The sequence below is a fragment of the Aquisalimonas asiatica genome (assembly GCF_900110585.1).
GTDB lineage: Bacteria > Pseudomonadota > Gammaproteobacteria > Nitrococcales > Aquisalimonadaceae > Aquisalimonas > Aquisalimonas asiatica.
This window is the reverse complement of record NZ_FOEG01000005.1, coordinates 45001-63661: the sequence shown is the minus strand read 5'-3', so window position 1 is coordinate 63661 and position 18661 is coordinate 45001. Positions and strand designations below refer to the sequence as shown.

Sequence of the window (18661 nt, the reverse complement as noted above, 5' to 3'; positions counted from 1 at the left end):
GCCTTTTGCAAGGACGCTCGGCCTGCGTGGCAGCCTGGGGCCGGCACAGGCCGCCCGAGATCCGATCCATCCAGTATAAGGGCGAACAATGAAAAAACTGGCAGATGTGCCGCACAACGACTACCCGTTGAGCGAAGTCCCCCTTTCCGAGCGGCGCGGGTTCTGGTCGCTGACGCTGGTCCTCGTGGGCTTCACGTTCTTCACGGCCACCATGTGGGCCGGCGGCAGCCTGGGGGTGGCCTTCGATTTCCAGGCCCTGCTGCTGGTCATCCTCGCCGGCAACCTGCTGCTCGGCGCCTACGCCGCGGCCCTGGGCTACATGGCCGCCCGCTCCGGGCTGAACACGGTGCTCATGGCGCGCTACGCCTTCGGTGAAAAGGGCAGCCGCCTGGCGGACGGCATTCTCGGCTTTACCCAGGTGGGCTGGTACGCGTGGGGGACAGCCACCATCGCCATCCTGCTGGTGCGGATCCTGGGCCTGCCGGAGATTCTCACCATTCCGCTGATGATCCTGTTCGGCTTCGGGTTCTGCATCACCGCCATCGTCGGCTACCGCGGACTGGAACTCCTGTCCCGCTTCGCCGTACCCGCGATGCTGCTGCTGATCGCGGTGAGCCTGACCCTCGGGGTCGTGGAGGTGGGCGGCATCGACGGCCTTCTGGCCATGTCCCCCACGGAGACCCTCTCCGTGGGCGCTGCGATCACCATGGTCATCGGCACGTTCGTCAGCGGCGGCACCCAGGCCACCAACTGGACGCGGTTCGCCATCTCCGGCCGACAGGCGGTGCTTGCCACCCTGGTTGCGTTCTTCATCGGCAACGGGCTCATGGTGTTCACCGGCGCGCTGGGCGCGCTGGTCTACCAGGAGGCGGACGTGGTGGACGTGATGCTGGCCCAGGGGCTGGCGGCCCTGGCGGTGGTGATGCTGTTCCTGAACATCTGGACCACCCAGGACAACACCATCTACAACTTCGCCGTGGCGGGCTGCAACCTGCTGCGCACGGAAAAGCGCGGGCTGGTCACCCTGGTCGGTGCGGGCATTGGCACAGCCCTCGCCATCTTCGGTATGCACGACATGCTGGTGCCTTTCCTGGTTCTGCTGGGGACGTTCATCCCGCCCCTGGGCGGCGTGCTCATGGCGGATTTCTTCGTACTGCACCGGCGGCGCTACACGCCGCTGGCCGACACCGCGCTACCCGACTACCTCTGGTCCGGCCTGGCGGCCTACGGGGTAGGCGCCGCGGCGGCGTATTTCTCGCCGTTTCTTGCGCCCGTGGTGGGCGTCGCCGTGGCCGCCCTCGCCCACGTGGTGCTGGGGCGGTATGCTCGTCGGCACGCGGATGGCAGGCCGGCAACGGCAGAGGACGGAGAGCGATAATGGATGAGTTCATGCAGGCAGCCCTGGACGAGGCCAGAAAAGGGCTCGGCGAAGGCGGGGTGCCGATCGGCTCGGTGCTGGTGCACCGGGGCCGGATCATCGGCCGCGGCCACAACCAGCGCCAGCAGCGCGGCAGCACCGTGCTGCACGGGGAGATGGACGCCCTGGAGAACGCGGGCCGACAGCCGGCTGCCGTGTACCGGGAGTCCACGCTGTACACGACACTGTCACCGTGCCCCATGTGTTCGGGGGCCATTCTGCTCTACGGCATCCCCCGGGTGGTGGTGGGCGAGAACCGGACCTTCCTGGGCGAGGAGGCGCTGCTGCGGGAGCGCGGCGTGGACGTGGACGTGCAGCAGCTCCCCGAGTGCATCGAGCTGATGGAGACGTTCATCCGCACGTCTCCGGACGTCTGGAACGAGGACATCGGCGTTTGAGGCAGACCAGCCCCGTGGGGCCCCGGCCCTCCAGAGGTCATCCCTCGCCGCACAGTAGCAGGAGACCCACCGCACAACTGTCGCCCCGGATACCGGCTGTCGGCAGGCCGGGGCGCCGCGGCGCTCCGTCCGGGCTGATCATCCACGGCTCGGGGGCGTCGCCCGTCAAATGGTGCCGGAACCATGCCAGCTTCCGGCGCGTCGCGTCCTTGCGGTTGTCCTGGTCCTGAAAGCGATGCCCTTCCCCCTCGTAGGCGAGCATGACGACCGGGCTCCCGGCTCGTCGCATGGCGTTGTACAGCTCCACACCCTGATTGAAATCCACGGCCTGGTCGTCGGTCCCGAAAACCATGAGCAGCGGGGTCGCGATGCGATGGGCATGGAACACGGGGGAGTTGTCCGTGTACGCGTCCGGCAGCTCCCAGAACGGGGCTGCGAACCGCCCTTGCCCCACCTCGAAGATCCCGGTGTTGGACCGCCCCGTGCGCTGGTACACCGCGCTGTACTGGCTGGTTAGATTGGTGACCGGAGCGGCCGCGACGGCAGCGGCGAACACGTCGGTCTGCGAGATGATGAACGCGGTCTGGTATCCCCCCCAGGAGTGCCCGGCAAGGGCCACGGCGTCCGCATCCACCTTGCCTGTCTCCAGCGCGGCTTCCACGGCCGACACAACGCTGGCCGACGCCGATCGCCCGGGGGCATTCAGGCTGTACCCGATATCCGGTTCCAGGACGAAGAAGCCCGCCGAGGACAGCACGCGCTGATTGAACAGCCCCGCCAGGCTCGGCGCCGTGTACCTGTGCAGGTTGTCGGACCGGTTCTCGTAGATCAGCACAACCATGGGGTACTGCTGCCCGGGGCGGTAGTCCGCCGGGTAGAGGAGCCTGGCCTGCTGGTCGCGGCCGTTCTGGTCCTGGTAGTGCAGCAGCGTATCCCCCGCCCAGTGGTACTGATCCTGCTGCGGGTTCGTATCGGAGAGTTGGTGAACCGTCTCGAAATCGTCCCGCGTCGCGTGGAAGTTCGGTGATTCCGTGGCGCTCTCCGCCATGAAGGTGTACACGGGTGCGTCGTCCGCCCGGTGCAGGAAACGCAGGGTCCTGGGCTGCCGGGTCAGCATCCGTAGATCGCCATCCGTGTTCAGGCGCGCGTACCCGTGTGACTTGTCCCGTTGTCCGAATACCGAGAAATAGAGCGGGTCGTCCGGGCCCGGCGCGTCCGCATGCCAGTCGATCCTGTGGTCGCGGTAGCGCAGACCCTCGGGGCCGCCCCCCTCGGTCAGCCGCTCGATACCGCTGCCGTCGGATGCCGCCCGGTAGACATCATACCGGCTGTGGAGCAGCACCCATTCATCGTCCTGCCCCCATTGGCCGCTGCCAAAGGCTTCGGGCTGCTCACGACCACTGATGTGGCTGTCGTCCTCGAAGCCCGTAGCCACTGCTTCGGTGAGGTTGCTCGCGGTGCCATCGGCGAGATCGACGCTCCACCAGTCGCCATCCCGGAAGTAGAGGACGTAGCGCCCGTCGGGTGAGACCTCCACACGCTCCTGGCGACTGACCACGGTTTCAAGCCGCCCCGTCTCAAGGTCCAGCGTGCGGAAGTCCCGCCACCGCTCGCGCAGATGGGGCTGGTGCGGCGTCGGATCGGTGAGCAGGGCCGTACGGTCGTCGAGACGCTGCAGGGACTGCTCACCCTGCAGGTGCAGGAGTGGCGTGATGGTCCCGTCGTCCGGGGCCCATACGGCGACGGTCCGGCCGCGCCCGTTCCCCGGGGCGGCGGAGGCACGGCGCGGCGCGAGGGTGTGGTCTCTCCAGTGCCAGACGGTGACGTTCCGGGATTCACCCCCGGGGTTACCCCCGGATTCATCGTGCGGATGATCGGCTTCGATCCCCACGAGAATGCGGTCGCCCCCCATGATCCACCTCGGCGGACCCAGCCCTTCCATGCGTGCTACCGGCCCGCACCGGGTATCCGGGCAGAGATCGTCCAGGTGTGCCGGGCTCAAGCGATGCCGCCGGGGATCGGAGCCGGTGACGTCGTGTACCACCAGCAAGCGCTGGTGGTCCGGGGCGTCGTCGGTCTCCCGTTGCTCCAGAACGGCCAGCGCATCTCCGTCCGCACGCCAGCGCGGGCGGGACGCAAACCGGGGCGCCGTGGCGACGGTCCGGGATTCCAGGCTGTCCAGGTCCACGATCAGCAACGTCTCGCCGTCGCCCTGCTCATTCACCACAACCGCCAGCTGCGACCCTTCGGGAGAGAGCGCCGAGCGCACCACGTGGTCGAACCGGCGCGTCCTGTCCGCCCCGAGGTGGCGCACGTCGAGGGCTCGCGGGGTGTCCGCGCCGCGCCGTCCTTCCGGGATCGTGCCCACAAGCACATCCCGGCCCTGCGCGAGCTGAAAGGACGACAGCAGGGGCCAGTCCGTCACCTCCTGCGTGTCCAGGTTGCGCACCACCACCCCCTGTTGTTCATCCGAAGATGCACCGGGCTGCACATGGATCAGGAAGCGCCCACTGTCACTGAAGCGTGCGGTCCGGGCCGCTCCCAGGTCTTCCGGGGGCGTGGAGCCGTCGGTCGCCGTGAGGCGGGTCGTGGTGTCACCATCCACGGTCCGGGTTGTGTAAATGAACCAGTCGCCCTCCGGGGCGAGGGCGAAGCCGCCCATCCGCTCCCAGGCACCGAAATCCTGCTCCTGCAGGTGGCGACGCTGTTCCGGTTCCCCGTCATCGTCAGCCAGCGTTGCCGGCGCGCCCGCATGACACGCCAGCAGTACACCACACGCCAGCACGAAGGGCCTGGCTCCGGACATGCCACGCTCCCCCCTCAAGGCTGCCAGCAGGTTGCCCGCGACGCCGGGCAGTAGGGTGTCAGGTCGTCGGAATCCGGAATGGCATCGCCGTCGATATCGGAGTCCATCGCGATCCCTGCGGTGAGCCGCTCACTCTCGCTGCTGCGCGGGTTGAAGAAGTCGGCCTGGCCGTCGCCGTCGAAATCGAAGCGGGCGATAGCGGTGCCGGGATAGTCATCCAGTTCGGTAAGAGACTCCGCGACGGTGCGAAGCAGCCGGTTGCGCTCACTCGACCGGTCCTCGGCGCCTGCAAGGCGCTTGGCCACGTCGAACCCGCGCACCTGCGCGAGCGCGGAGACGATCTCACGGATCTCCAGATCACGATCGTCCTGATTGGGAAGCGCCTCGATCAGCGCCAGCGCCCCGCTGGACCCGTTCGCGCCCTCGACCAGCTCCACACCCTTGTCACGTGCCGCCTGCACCCGCTCCAGGTCGTTGGCACTGACCTGGGCACCGGCCGCCACCCGTTCACGCACGGCATCCGCCACTTGCGCGTGAATGATCACCAGGCCGTCATTGGCGGCACTGCCGCGGGCCGTCGTCGATCCACCCCGGGTAAACCAGCGTGACGCCTGCAGCAGCGCCTGCTCATCGCTGCCGGGTGTTGCGATCTGGGTCATGGCGTCCGCCGCCGCGTCCAGGCTCCGGAGGGCGTCCGCGTAGTCGCCTGCCCCACTCTGCAACTGCGCGAGCTGCCCCCGGTTCGCGACCCGTTCAACACCCGTGAACGCCTCACCAATGGTGGCGAACTCCTGTGCCCGATCCCGGGCGCCGGAGACGTCGCCGAGGAACAGGTGCCCTGCTGCCAACAGGCGCGTGGCCTCGGCCCGATCCGCCGTCACCACCGGCGCGGACGCCATGCGACTGGCGACGGCGTCGGCACAGCTCCGCAGGTGGGCCACGGCGCGATCCGGAGCTTCCGCCAGCTCGAACATGAAGGCCACGCGCCGGCAACCGAGGTAGACGTATTGCCAGTCGTTACTGCCGTCGAACTGTTCATCGGCGAACGCGTCGCTCAGGGCGATCCCGGCGGCCGCCTCGGTCACCTGGCGGGCGGCCGCCAACTGCCCCGCGTCCACCAGGGAGAGAGCCAGCCTTGGCGACTGCGGCTGCAGTGACTCGCGGCTGATGAGGTTGAACGTGAGATCGCGGATCCGGGCGGCGCCATCGGGGTCGGCCCGTGCGTCCAGGGCCTCGTCGATGGCAGCGTCCACGTCGCCTTCAAGGGCCAGGGCGCGCGCCTCCAGGAGGCGGATCTCTGCGCGCGGGGACGCGGCACGGCTCCAGTCGCCCGGGCCATCCAGGGCATCGCCCCGGTCCACCAGTGCAGCATAGTCCTCGACCCGATCCAGAAAATCGTAGACCGCCGCCATGTTGGTGAGGAAAAGGCCCGCCGCGTCCAGGTTGTCCGAGGTCTCCAGCAGGGATTCAAACTCGGTGGCACTCCGCTGCGCTTCCGTGTTCAGGCCCAGCCGCGCCGCCAACTCACCGTACTGGGCAACGTGCTGCGTGCGGGTACTGTAGACGCGTTCAATCCTTGCGAAAATCGGGTTCGGCTCCGTGCCGATGCCCCAGATCAACTCCTGGGCCAGCGCCATCGCCGATTCGGCCCGCGCCCGGCGCCCGCTTTCACCGGGCGCCGCCTGGAACTGCTCAACGGCAAGCCGGGCGTTGTCGTAGCCGGCCAGGGCAATGGACCGGTAGGCGTCGCTGTACGGCTGGTTGCGCCCCCCCTCGATGTCGATGAAGGTGCGCACGGCCTCCAGGGTGCGCTCCGCCTCGTCCGTCTTGCCGGTCTCGCCGAAGTTGCCGCTGAGCCGCGCAAGAAAGCGGGCATCCTCGGCTTCCAGGTTGGTCACGCCCTTGCGGTCGAGAATGCCCTGGTAGATGGCCCGGGACTGTCGCCACTGCTCCAGTGCCGCCCCGGTGTCACCGTTGCGGAACAGCGCCTCGCCGACCAGCCGCCGCGCCTCGGCCCGCTCGGCCGGCTGGAAGATCCGCGTCTCCAGGGTGAGCGACGCCTCCTCCACACGCCCTGCCGCGGCCTGGCCGCGCGCAATGCGGGCGAACACGGGGTCGGTGGTGGCGTCGTCGAAGACCGCGTCAAACAGCCTTGCAGCCCGGTAGTAGGGCGACAGATCGGAACCGAAGAAGTAGGCCGCGCGCGCGGCGTTGTCCATCCCCAGGGTCTCGTCCGGGGCAAGAGGCAGGGTGTGATCGATCACCTGTGTTGCCGCAAGGGCCGACACCTGCGCATCATCACGCAGACCTTGAGGAACGGAGAACCCGTCGTCCGCCAATGCCTCGGAGGAGATGGCGTCGTCGTACTGCTGGAAGAGATAGCGGGCCACGTTGACGATGGCGGGCCCATCGGCAGGCATGCCACGACGGCCCGATGCCTGCCAGACGGCATGGGCCAGCTCTTCCAGGTTGCCGGCAAGGGGGTCTCCATTGACCGGCACACCCAGTTGCCGCTCGAGATACCCCGTGAGCCCGGCTTCGAGATTGGCGCGGTTGAGTGCGCCGATCATGGCGTCCGCATCGGCAACCTGGAGATCCTGCAGATGCGCCAGGCGCCCCTCCAGCGCGAGCAGCCTGTCGCGGACGGACCCGGGCAGCGAGCTGTCGGTACCAAGCGCGGACGCGGCGTTGGCGAAGTTGCCGCCGGTCCCCTCAAGGGCGTCAGCGAGCCGCTCGAAGGGGTCTGCGACGCCCTGCATGGCCATGACGAGTTCTGTCACCAGCAGACTCGCGCGCTGCACGTCGGTCGCCGCGGCCGGATCCCCCAGCAGTGCATCCGGATCCAGGTCCAGGAGCTGGCCCATGTACTCCGCCGCAGCCGACTGTGCGCCCGCCGACTGAGCCCGGACGTCGACCAGCCGGGTGAGTGGCGTGACCACCTGCCGCGACTGGCCGTCACGAACCCCGGCACCCAGCATGACGCCCTGGAAGCTGTGCCCGGTCCGGGTATCCACACCGCCGGTGGCGACCAGGCGCGCCCCGCTGTCGAGGCTGGCGGGCGCCTCCAGCTCGAAGCGGCCGCGCTCGTCGGTGCGGGCGATGTTGGTCAGCACCTCACCGTCGGTAGCCTCCAGCCACACGGCGGCCCCGGCAATGGGCGGGTCGGTCACCAGGCCTTCCAGCCCGTTGCTCTGTGCGGGCGCGTCACTGCCGGACGACGAACCGCTGCTGAAGCAGCCGGACGCCGCCAGGGCCGAGATACACAGGAGCGACACCAACAGGTGTCGTCGATGAATTACAGAGAACATGCGTGGCCCCCCTTCCTGTCCACCAGGGAATGAAAAACGCGGATGATCCGCGCGCGCCTCCGGGCACCGTCAGAAGCCATAGCGCGCACCCACCCAGAAGAACCGCCCCATCTCCACCCCCGACTCGCCGGAGGCGACGGTGTGTGTCCGAGAGTTGAAGAGATTGGTGATTTCAGCCTCCAGAGTCAGGGAGTGCCGCCCCTGGAGAGGCTGGTGATAGTCGAGATTGATACCGGTGAGAAACGTCGCGGGCCGACGGGTCTTGCGGTAGACGTCCAGGTCTTCGCGGATGACTTCCCCGGAGTCGAGTTCGATGGTCTCGCCCGGGGCGGTGGCCCCGGTCCGGGCGATGACGTCCTGGCTCCCCCGGTAGCGGACATTGACGCCGGCGGTGACCCGGGAACCGATCTCTCGCGCAACGTGCAGGTTGGCAACAACGGGGCGGGCGAAGTCGCTCCTCAGAATCTCCAGGTCCCGGAACTGCAGGCGCTCGCCGTCCAGCAGGACGAACTCGCTGCCCCCGGTGTCGTTGAGCGGGTCGTCGTAATTGGCGTTGGAGGTTTCCGTTTCCGAGTAGCTCGCACTCAGGCTGACAGCGGTCCGGCCGTACTCGGCATACCACGCCGCGCTGATCTCGCGATGACGGGAGCGCCCGTCGTTGTTCATGATGCGGTACCGGAAACCGTCCGGTTGTGTCTCGGTAGTGGTCTGGGCGAATTCGTCGCGATTGTCCCGCTGCAGGACCTGGGCACGGAGACGACCGCCCAGGAGTGCCTGCTCGATTCCCAGTACGCGCTCGTCACTGTACGGCGTGCTCAGGTCCTCGAAGCGATAGCGGATGCGCCCCTGGCCGACGTCCCGGCTCCAGTCCTGCACGACGTTACGGCTGGTCCCCCGCTGTTCAGTGAAGTACGGGCGTCGCGCCTCCCGCAGCCGATACGTCAGCAGTGGGGCGCCGTAGTAGCGGTTGAGGCCGGCCCGGACCTTTGTGCGCCCGGTACCGAAGACATCCAGGACGGCGCGGCTGCGATAGGCAATATCCTGATTATCCAGGAAGTCGTCGTGGTCGTAGCGCAACCCAAGGGTCAGGCTCAGCCGCCGGTAGTCGAACGTTGTCTCTCCGAACGCGGCAAACTCGTTGACGCCGACTTCCACGTCGTCGGCCGGGTGGACCTGGCGTACGGCAAAGTACTGCTCGCCCTGCACGCAGTCACGGGTGATCCCCCGGCACTGCACATCCGTGTTTTCAACCGCGGTCGTATGGCGCAACAGCGGGTCGGGCCGGTTGAAGCGGTAACGCTGGTGGGAGGCATCCACACCGATGCGGTGCCGATAGGCCAGACGCCCCCGGCGGAAGGTGGACGTGGTGCCGCGCCAGCCCGCGGTCATCGCCGCCTGGTGGCTTTCGAGATCGCCGTAGCCCCCTTCGCGGCTATTGCCGACATCGGCCTCGCGCCCCCAGCTCCGGCTGGCGGTGTTGCGCGAGTTGAAATACCCGTTCGGTGCCGACCGGCTGTTCTCGCTGTACGTGGCGCCGAGTTTCCATTCCTGGTCCAGGCCGGCGCCGGCGTAATCCAGCGACGCATTGACACCGTATCCACCCCCCGTGGTGGTGAAGTCGCTGTCCCGTACATCCGTGAGAAAGGTCTCGTTGCGGAACGGGGCGTACGTTGCGGAGAGGTCCAGGTAGCCACGCTCTCCCACCGCTGTACTGAACTTGCCCAGCAGATTGATGTTCTCCTGGCGCTCGGACCGGCTTTCGCCCAGAGTGACCTGCGGCGTCCTGGACCGCGCGATGCTGGCTCCGGCGACAACCCCGGAGGTCTCACCGACGGGGGCGCTGTAGTTGAAGGCGGCGCGCTCACGCCGGAAGTCCGGCTGCTCCCGGGGTGCGGGTGGTGGGGTATCGCCGTCCGGATCCCAGGCCCCGGAGACCGTGTGGTAACGGACCCAGTCACTGCGCGTGGTGCTGTAGAACAGGCTGCCTTCCGGCTCCACGCCGGCGCGGCGGGTATCCAGGTCAACCACGCCGCCGGTGAAACGCCCGTACTCGGCGGGGGCGTTGCTATCGAACACGCGAACCTCGCCGATCAGATCCGAGTCGACGAACCAGCCCTGCTCGTGGCCCGGCAGGGCGTCCACCCCGGTCGCCGAACTCGCCGCGGGGTCGAGGCGGCTGCCGACGTTGAGGCCGTCCAGCAGCAAGCGGTTCTCGTAGAAGCGCCCACCGGAGATCGAGATGGATTCGGGGCGCAGATCCGAGGCGGACTCCGGCTCCAGGGCGCTTTCACCGAACTGCACCCCCGGGATCTGCCGGAACACACCATCCAGGCTTCCGTCCGCGCCGCCATACCGGTCGATGGCGTCACGGTCGAAGCGGAACCGCCCTTCACCGGATTCCACGCCACTGACCGGCGTGTCGCGCAGGGGCTGAACCAACAGGGGCGCCAGCATCTGCGTCTCGTCACCGCCCGCGTGACTCATCGCGGGAACCCAGAGCAATCCGGCACAAACCAGCGTGACACATCCGGCAGCGCTCCTGCTGATTCCGGCCTCCACATACCTCTCCGAACAACTGGCCAGGGGCACGCCGCCTGCGGCCGCTCATTGCTGAAGCGGCAGAGCCACGCGGCCGCCTTCCAGCCGAGTGCGCACACCGACGCAATTACAAATGATACTGATTCGTATTCCGATCAGTATAAGGTCCGGGCTCCGGGATGTACAGCGCGCTGTCTGGCTGTTGCGACATGTCGATCCATTGCCGCCGGATATGACCGGCCTGCGGCCGGTAGCCGGCGACTCGGGCTGGCGCCCTCGGACACACCAGCCCTGCCCTCCCAGGGCTGGTTCCATGCCGCTGCAGGATGTTCAGTTACGGATGATGTTGTGCTCGGGGCCGTACGGGAAGCCGGTGATGTTCTCGGCACCGTCCTCCGTAACCACCAGGATGTCGTGTTCCCGGTAGCCGCCGGCACCCGGCTGGCCTTCCGGGATCATGATCATGGGCTCCATGGAGACCACCATGCCGGGCTCCAGCACCGTCTCGATGTCTTCGCGCAGCTCCAGCCCGGCCTCGCGACCATAGTAGTGGCTGAGCACGCCGAAGGAGTGACCGTAGCCGAACGCGCGGTACTTGAGCAGGTGGTGCTCCCGGTAAATGGTGTTGAGCGCGTTGGCGATGTCGCAGCAGCGCATGCCCGGCCGGATCAGAGCCTTGCCGGCATCGTGCACCTGGCAGTTGATCTCCCACAGGCGCCGGTGGACATCGGAGCACTCCTCGGCGAACAGGGTACGCTCCAGGGCCGTGTAGTAGCCGGCGGGCATGGGGAAGCAGTTCAGGCTGAGGATGTCCCCGCGCTCGATCCTGCGGCTGGTCACGGGGTTGTGGGCGCCATCGGTGTTGATACCGGACTGGAACCAGGTCCAGGTATCCATGAGCTCCGCATGAGGAAACGTCTTCGCGATCTCCCGCACCATGGCCCGCGTGGAGTGTAGTGCGACCTCGTATTCCGGGACACCGACACCGATGGCCTCGACGCACGCCTCGCCACCAACGTCGGCAATCCGTGCGCTCTCCCTGATCTGGGCGATCTCCTCCGCGGACTTGATCATGCGCTGGCGCATGGCCGGCTTGCCGATGTCCACCAGCTCCGCGGTTGGCAGCGCGCCCTGGAGTTTGCGGAGAGTCTCGTAGTTGATGTGGTCGAACTCGATCCCCACCCGCACGCCATCGGGGACCAGGCTTTTCACGGCGACGTAGTCGTTATCCCGGTGCCAGTCCGTGTAGACGATGTTGTCGCCGTAGGTCCGGCGCCAGGGCTGGCCACCGTCGATACTCGCGGAGATGGAGGTGGAGTTGTCGTGTGTCACCACCAGCCCGTACAGGCGGCCGAAACAGCAGTACAGGAAATCGCTGTAGTAGTTGATGTTGTGATGGGACGTGAACAGCGCGACATCGATGTCGTGTTCGGCCATCACCTTGCGCAGGCGGTCCAGCCGGGACTGCATCTCCTCGCTGGAGAACGTGCCCCTGACCTTCTCCCCGTTCGGGATCTGCAGGATTTGCGGCAGCTCCATGAATCTCCCCTCCTCGTCGTGGTTCACCGAGCCCGCGGGCGTTACTCACGGGCATGACCACTACGATCGGGGCTAGCGGAGACCGAGTCGCTCTCGATTCCGACGTCGGGGAGTACGATTCCGACATGCAGCGCAGGGACGGAACGCGGGCCTCCGGCTTGCGCCCGTCAGCCGGTGCCCGTGCGCGGGGAAAGGCCGCTGCGGCGCCGCTCCCCGCTCGGGGACAGACCGAAACACCGCTGGTACCGGCGCGCGAAATGGGATCCGGAGATGAAGCCACAGTCCCGGGCAACCTCGCTCACCGACAGGGACGAGCTGCGCAACAACTGCCGGGCGTACTGGAGACGGAGCTCCATGTAGTACTGACTCGGCGTACAGTCCAGCGCCGCCCGGAACATGCGCTCCAGCTGGCGCTCGGAGATCCCGACGTGGCCTGCCAGCTCCGACAGGCTGATCGGGTCTTCGAGGTTGGCCTCCATGATCATGGCCGCATCCACCAACTGGGGCTGATCACTGCCAAGACGCAGACGCAGCGGCATACGCTGACGCTCACCGGATTCACGCACCCGGTCATGAACCAGCAGCTCCGCAGCGGCAGCGGCAAGCTCCGCCCCCTGCGGCAGCCCGGCAATCAGGCGCAGCATCATGTCCATGGACGCCGTGCCGCCACTGCTGGTGTAGCGCCGGCCGTCGATCTCGAACAGATGGGTCGATACGATGAGATCGGGGAATGCCTGCAGCAGCTCGCCCGAGTCCTGCCAGTGAATGGTGCAGTGATACCCGTCCAGGAGCCCGGCCCGGGCCATCAGGTAGCTCCCCGTGCAGATGCCGCCAAGGGCCACGCCGTCATGGGCGAACCGTCTGAGCATGGCACACAGGTCCCTCTCGCCGGGGAAATGAATGGGATTGGGCCCCACGACGAACAGCGCATCCAGCTCGCCGGGCACGGCGGCGATCGTGGCGTCGGGCATGACCGTCATGCCATTGCTGGCAGGAACGGGGGCCGCATCCAAGGCAATCACGCCTGCGGTAAAGCGCCGTTCCCCCGATGCCAGATTGGCCAGCCGCAGGGGCTCGATCGCCGAGGCGAACCCGATACAGGAGAAGTTCGGGACCAGCAGAAAACCGAACCGGTACTCGCGGGGTCCGCGGCGTGGGCTCGTGAAGCCCGCGTTGAGCGGGCCTCCGTTGGCATCGATTGTCTTCCCGGTCATGATCACGCGCACAAGCAGCGGCAGTTGGGACGACAGGCTGACACGGCCGCGACCAGGAGTCACCGCCCCGTATCCGGAGCAGCCGCCCAAGGCTCCATCTCACGGGGCCTGCGCGGCTAGAGCAGCGGATCGAGGCCGGGAGACGGCGCGGTGGGGAGTCGAGACCCCCTTGGGGTCAAGGGTGTTACCGATGTGCTCGCCATGATCGGTAACCCATGTGTCCGGTACAGACCCGAGCGGATATGGAGCTGGCGACAGGAGTCGAACCTGCGACCGACTGATTACAAATCAGTTGCTCTACCAACTGAGCTACGCCAGCGTCACGGGCAGGTATGGTAGTTCAATCCTCGATGTCCTGGCAATCGGCGGGCTGCCAATCCGCAGCGGGCAGCGCGTCGGCATCCTCGACACCCACGAGCAGGGTGTACTCGGTTGCGGTGCGGTAACGTTCGCCGATCTCGGTGTCGATGCCCAGGTCGCGGATCTCCGCTTCCCGCTCCGCGGCGCGGTCACGTGTGCTGAACACGCCCAGGGAGACGGCGTGTTCATCATCACCGCCGACGTACCCGTAATCGCTGATGCCCTGATCAGCCAGTTCAGCCATGGTTTCCTGCGCGTCCGCCATGGTGGCATGGGGCGGCACGTAAACCCAGTAACCGACAAAGTCCCGGTCCTCGACTTCCAGCACGCGGGCAACGTCACCGGCGGTGCGCACCGTTGCGGCGAGGGCTTCGGCGTCCGTGCGGTCCAGGCCGGCCACGCTGAAGCACTCCAGGCCGTTGTCGTCGGCGGTCACGTCGGGGGCCTCATCGTCGGGTTCGGGCTCCGGGGGTTCGTCTGCGGGAACCTCGCTGAGCAGACGCAGCGATCCGTCTGCAGGTTGCGAGGGATAGGGTGGCGCGTCGTCGCGGGCGTTGATCGTGAACAATGCGAACACGCCGGCGTTGAGCAGCAGCATGAGGATGAAGAACGCTTTCACGCGGCACCCTCCTCCCTCGCCATGCCGGCAAATACCAGCTGGTGGTCGACACGCCAGTCGTCCTCCAGCACGCCGGCGAGCACATCGGCATCGCCACCGGTGATGACGCCCGTGAGCGGCGTAACGCCCCCCTGCTCCATTTGGCGCTTCACCCCCTGAATGCCATGGGCCAGGGCATGGAACGTGCCGGCGCGGATCGCGGTAGGCGTGTCGGTGGCCAGCAGTGGCAACTCCCCCTGCCCGGCTTCGCCCAGCTGGTGGGCCCCGGACGACAGCGCACGACGGGCCAGACCAAGACCGGGGAAGATGAGGCCGCCCGCGTGACGGTCGTCGTGCCCGAGGACATCCACGGTCACTGCGGTACCACAATCGACGATGCAAAGGGCCCCTGAGTACCGGCTGCGGGCGCCGATGATGGCAGCCCAGCGGTCTGCGCCCAGGCTCGAGGGATCCGGGTAGGCGTTGACGATGCCGCCGTGGGAGGCTCGGGACGTGAACCGCCGGATCGGAAGTCCGTGGCACCGGCGCGCCCACGCCTCCAGGTCATCCACCACGCGGGGCGCGGATACCGTGCACACCACGACGGTGTCCACCGGTTCGCTGCGCCGCTCGAGCGCGGCGAACAGCGCCTCCGGAAGCCCACCATCCGCAGTATAGGCGGCTGCGCCGTGGGCGTGGGCCTCCCCGTTCTGCCACAGGCACCACTTGCAACGGGAATTGCCGAGATCGAAGAGCAGCTTCATTGGACCGGTCGCAGGGACACCTCCCCGGCGCTCCACGGCTCAAGGCGGCCGTCCCGCTCCAGGAGCAGGCAGCCGGTCTGGTCCACCCCTGCGGCAATCCCGTCCACCGTCCGGTTGCCGGCAAACAGGCGGACGCGTTTGCCCGCCAAGAGATCGTGCCGCGGCCAGTGATCGACGAAACCAGGAAACCCCTCATGGCCGAACCGGGACAGGGCGTCGACGATACCGTCGAGCACCTGACCTGCAAGGACATTCCGCCCGGGCCAGCTGATGACGTGTTCCGCCAGCGCCGTCCAGGGCTGCTCGACGGCGGGGGCGTCGTCCATGAACAGGTTCAGCCCCAGGCCCACCACCGCGGTGCACGGGCCGGCAGGCTCTCCCTGCAACTCCACCAGAATCCCGCCCAGCTTGCGATCGTCAACCAGCAGGTCGTTGGGCCACTTCAGCCCCAGCCCGGGAGTGCGGTGGGTGGAAAGCACGTCGGCAACGGCGATACCCACCGCAAGGCTCAGGCCACCAAGCCCGCCGGGAACGGCGTCGAACGGCCAGGCCACGCTGAGGTAGAGGTTACGCCCGAACGGGGAATGCCAGTCACGCCCCCTCCGCCCCCGTCCGGCACTCTGCGCTTCCGCCAGAAGTGCCTGGGGCAGGGCGTCCCGACGACTGCTCTCGAAGAGTCTGCGGTTGGTGGAATCCACCACCCGTTCCACCGACACGTCACGCAGCATCGCCGCGGTAGGCCGCCCCATGGCGGCACGGATCGCGCCGCTGTCGAGCAGCTCCACCGGCTCCTGCAGGCGGTAGCCCTTGCCCGGCACGGATTCCACGGGCACACCGGTGTCCTGGAGCTGTCGCACGAGTTTCCACACGGCCGCCCGGGTGACCCCCAGGGCTTCACCAAGTGCCTCCCCGGAGTGCGGGGCACCGTCTGCCAGGAGGCTCAGTAGACGCTCAACCCGTGTCATGTCGCTCTATCCGTTCTCCACGGCAGGCGCTCACGCCCGAAGAAGTGGGTCATGACGTCAATCATCGCAACCTGGTCACTGGCACCGGCGGTCTCGCGGAGGCTGTGCATGGACCACATGGCATTACCCACATCAACCGTTCGCACGCCCAGCGCCGAGGCGGTCATTGGCCCGATGGTGCTCCCGCAGGGGATGTCATTGCGGTGGACGTATTTCTGGCAGGGTACGCCAGCTTCTTCGCACAGCGCCATGAACACCGCTTCAGCTGCGGAATCGGTTGCGTAGCGCTGCTGCGCGTTGATCTTGATCACGGGGCCGCCGTTGAGCTTCGCCTGATTGGCCTGATCGTACAGCCGCCCGAAGTTCGGGTGGTAGCCGTGGGCCATGTCGGCGCTCAGCAGCATGCTTGCCGCCGCCGCGCGGTGGCGGTCGTCCGGGTCGACCCCGGACGCTGCGTTGATCCTGGATACCAGGTCCGGAAGAAACGAGCCCTGGGCGCCCTTGAAACTCTGGCTCCCGACCTCCTCGTGATCGAAACACACCAGCATGGACACACCGGAGAAGGCGTCGCCGTCCGACGCGAGCAACGCGTCGAGCCCGGCGTGGCAGGAGGCGAGATTGTCCAGCTGGCTGGTGGCGATGAATTCATCGTCAAGCCCGCAGAACCCGCCCGGCTGCGTATCCGCCACTGCGAGCTCCCAGGCAAGCACGTCATCCGGCTCACAGCTCAGGCGGGATGCCAGGTGCGCCCTGAACGCGTCCTCCGGCGGGAGTCCGTCATGAAGCATGCCGGCCACCAGTGACAGCTCGTCGTGCTGTTGGAACCGCAGCCCCTCCTGGTTGACCTGGCGATTCAGGTGGATGGCTGCGTTGGGCAGTCGCAGCACGGCTTTGTCCGAGTGGTACAGGCGGCGTACCACGTCGCCCGTGTTCGGATCACGAAGCATCACGCGCCCTGCCAGAGCCAGATCCCGGTCTGCAAAGGTGGCCAGAATGGGCCCGCCGTATATCTCGACATCCACGCTGGCATGCCCTCCCCGCGGCTGACCGCCCGCAGGCTTGACCCGGAATCCGGGCGAGTCGGTGTGCGCGCCGATGATCCGGTAGCCCTCGTCCGCCAGCGATCCGGCACCAAGCCGAAAGGCGGCGATCGTGGAATCGTCCCGGATCACGTAATAGGCGCCGCCCGCGGTCAGTGACCACTTTGTCTCCTCATGGAGCCTCTGGAATCCGGCCTGCTCCAGGCGCACGCGCATCTCTGCCACGGCGTGCCAGGGAGAGGGGCTCCGGTCGATGAACTCCAGCAGATCACGCGCGCTGGCGCGCGCCCTTGCGTTGTCGTTGTCCACGTTCTGTCCTGTGATACCAAGCAGGGAAGCCGGTTCCTGACGGCAGGGCTGCGCGCCAGGACGCCGTCCAGAATAACAAAACAAAAAAAAACCCCGCAGCATTGCTGCGGGGTTTTAGCGTTTAGGAGCCTGGCGATGACCTACTTTCGCACCACAGCGAGGCGGCACTATCATCGGCGCTAAGTGGTTTCACTTCCGAGTTCGGAATGGATTCGGGTGGTTCCCACTTGCTATTGTCGCCAGGCAAACTGGCTCACGATTGCCAACGCCTTTCGGCGCCGGCCGTGAATTCGGAAAGTTGCTGTATCGCGCACGTCGCATTGGAGAGCGCAGGCCACACCAAACTTCTTGGGTGTTATATGGCCAAGCCTCACGGGCAATTAGTACTGGTTAGCTTCACACATTACTGCGCTTCCACACCCAGCCTATCAACGTTGTAGTCTTCAACGGCCCTACAGGGGTCTCAAGGACCCAGGGAGATCTCATCTCAGGAGGGGCTTCCCGCTTAGATGCTTTCAGCGGTTATCCCGTCCGCACTTAGCTACCCGGCAATGCCACTGGCGTGACAACCGGAACACCAGAGGTGCGTCCACTCCGGTCCTCTCGTACTAGGAGCAGCTTCCTTCAAATCTCCGACGCCCACGGCAGATAGGGACCGAACTGTCTCACGACGTTCTAAACCCAGCTCGCGTACCACTTTAAATGGCGAACAGCCATACCCTTGGGACCTGCTACAGCCCCAGGATGTGATGAGCCGACATCGAGGTGCCAAACTCCTCCGTCGATGTGGACTCTTGGGAGGAATCAGCCTGTTATCCCCGGAGTACCTTTTATCCGTTGAGCGATGGCCCTTCCATACAGAACCACCGGATCACTAAAGCCTGCTTTCGCACCTGCTCGACTTGTCAGTCTCGCAGTCAAGCACCCTTCTGCTTTTACACTCATAGCACGATTTCCGACCGTGCTGAGGGTACCTTCGCACTCCTCCGTTACTCTTTGGGAGGAGACCGCCCCAGTCAAACTACCCACCACACACTGTCCCTGATCCGGATAACGGACCTAGGTTAGAACCTCGAACATGCCAGGGTGGTATCTCAAGGATGGCTCCACCAGGACTAGCGTCCCGGTTTCGAAGCCTCCCACCTATCCTGCACAAGCAGGCTCAAAGTTCAGTGTGAAGCTGTAGTAAAGGTTCACGGGGTCTTTCCGTCTTGCCGCGGGTACACTGCATCTTCACAGCGATTTCAATTTCACTGAGTCTCGGGTGGAGACAGCGGGGCCATCGTTACGCCATTCGTGCAGGTCGGAACTTACCCGACAAGGAATTTCGCTACCTTAGGACCGTTATAGTTACGGCCGCCGTTTACCGGGGCTTCGATCAAGAGCTTCGCCCGAGGGCTAACCC

At 66.5% G+C, this 18661-nt stretch carries 11 protein-coding genes, 1 tRNA gene and 2 rRNA genes (1 of these 14 cut by a window edge); 2 read left to right on the top strand and 12 right to left on the bottom strand.

Annotated elements, in window-relative coordinates; all coding sequences use genetic code 11:
• Positions 1-88 precede the first annotated feature (88 nt).
• On the top strand, positions 89-1378 hold the full coding sequence (codB, locus tag BMZ02_RS12250) for a cytosine permease (protein WP_091644240.1): 1290 nt from the start codon (positions 89-91) through the stop codon (positions 1376-1378).
• Positions 1378-1815, top strand: a complete 438-nt coding sequence (locus BMZ02_RS12245; RefSeq protein ID WP_091644237.1) for a nucleoside deaminase — start codon at positions 1378-1380, stop codon at positions 1813-1815. Before codB ends, BMZ02_RS12245 begins: the two co-directional genes overlap by 1 nt.
• 37 nt (positions 1816-1852) lie before the next feature.
• Here the strand turns inward: BMZ02_RS12245 and BMZ02_RS12240 are convergent, their stop codons facing one another.
• From BMZ02_RS12240 to BMZ02_RS12185, 12 genes are all read right to left on the bottom strand, one after another.
• A complete protein-coding gene (locus BMZ02_RS12240; protein ID WP_091644234.1) occupies positions 1853-4621 on the bottom strand; it encodes a S9 family peptidase in 2769 nt (922 codons plus the stop codon).
• A gap of 14 nt (positions 4622-4635) precedes the next feature.
• Positions 4636-7929, bottom strand: coding sequence for a carboxypeptidase-like regulatory domain-containing protein (locus BMZ02_RS12235; RefSeq protein WP_091644232.1), 3294 nt, complete (start codon positions 7927-7929; stop codon positions 4636-4638).
• A gap of 69 nt (positions 7930-7998) precedes the next feature.
• A complete protein-coding gene (locus BMZ02_RS12230) occupies positions 7999-10413 on the bottom strand; it encodes a TonB-dependent receptor plug domain-containing protein (RefSeq protein WP_091644229.1) in 2415 nt (804 codons plus the stop codon).
• Positions 10414-10797: 384 nt separating this feature from the next.
• A complete protein-coding gene (locus BMZ02_RS12225; RefSeq protein WP_091644226.1) occupies positions 10798-12006 on the bottom strand; it encodes a M24 family metallopeptidase in 1209 nt (402 codons plus the stop codon).
• A gap of 167 nt (positions 12007-12173) precedes the next feature.
• Positions 12174-13220, bottom strand: a complete 1047-nt coding sequence (locus BMZ02_RS12220; RefSeq protein ID WP_091644598.1) for a GlxA family transcriptional regulator — start codon at positions 13218-13220, stop codon at positions 12174-12176.
• A gap of 243 nt (positions 13221-13463) precedes the next feature.
• Positions 13464-13539, bottom strand: a tRNA-Thr gene (locus BMZ02_RS12215).
• A gap of 21 nt (positions 13540-13560) precedes the next feature.
• Positions 13561-14199, bottom strand: a complete 639-nt coding sequence (locus tag BMZ02_RS12210; protein WP_091644224.1) for an SPOR domain-containing protein — start codon at positions 14197-14199, stop codon at positions 13561-13563.
• Complete coding sequence (locus BMZ02_RS12205) at positions 14196-14942, bottom strand: type III pantothenate kinase (RefSeq protein ID WP_091644221.1); 747 nt, start codon at positions 14940-14942, stop codon at positions 14196-14198. Before BMZ02_RS12205 ends, BMZ02_RS12210 begins: the two co-directional genes overlap by 4 nt.
• Positions 14939-15907 carry a bifunctional biotin--[acetyl-CoA-carboxylase] ligase/biotin operon repressor BirA gene (gene birA, locus BMZ02_RS12200; RefSeq protein ID WP_091644216.1) on the bottom strand — a complete coding sequence of 323 codons (969 nt, stop codon included), beginning with the start codon at positions 15905-15907 and terminating at the stop codon, positions 14939-14941. The genes BMZ02_RS12205 and birA overlap by 4 nt, the downstream gene beginning before the upstream one ends.
• Positions 15904-17256, bottom strand: coding sequence for a M18 family aminopeptidase (locus BMZ02_RS12195; RefSeq protein WP_245754030.1), 1353 nt, complete (start codon positions 17254-17256; stop codon positions 15904-15906). Before BMZ02_RS12195 ends, birA begins: the two co-directional genes overlap by 4 nt.
• Before the next feature lie 127 nt (positions 17257-17383).
• Positions 17384-17500 (bottom strand): 5S ribosomal RNA (gene rrf, locus BMZ02_RS12190).
• A gap of 115 nt (positions 17501-17615) precedes the next feature.
• Positions 17616-18661, bottom strand: a 23S ribosomal RNA gene (locus BMZ02_RS12185) (it continues 1842 nt past the right edge of the window).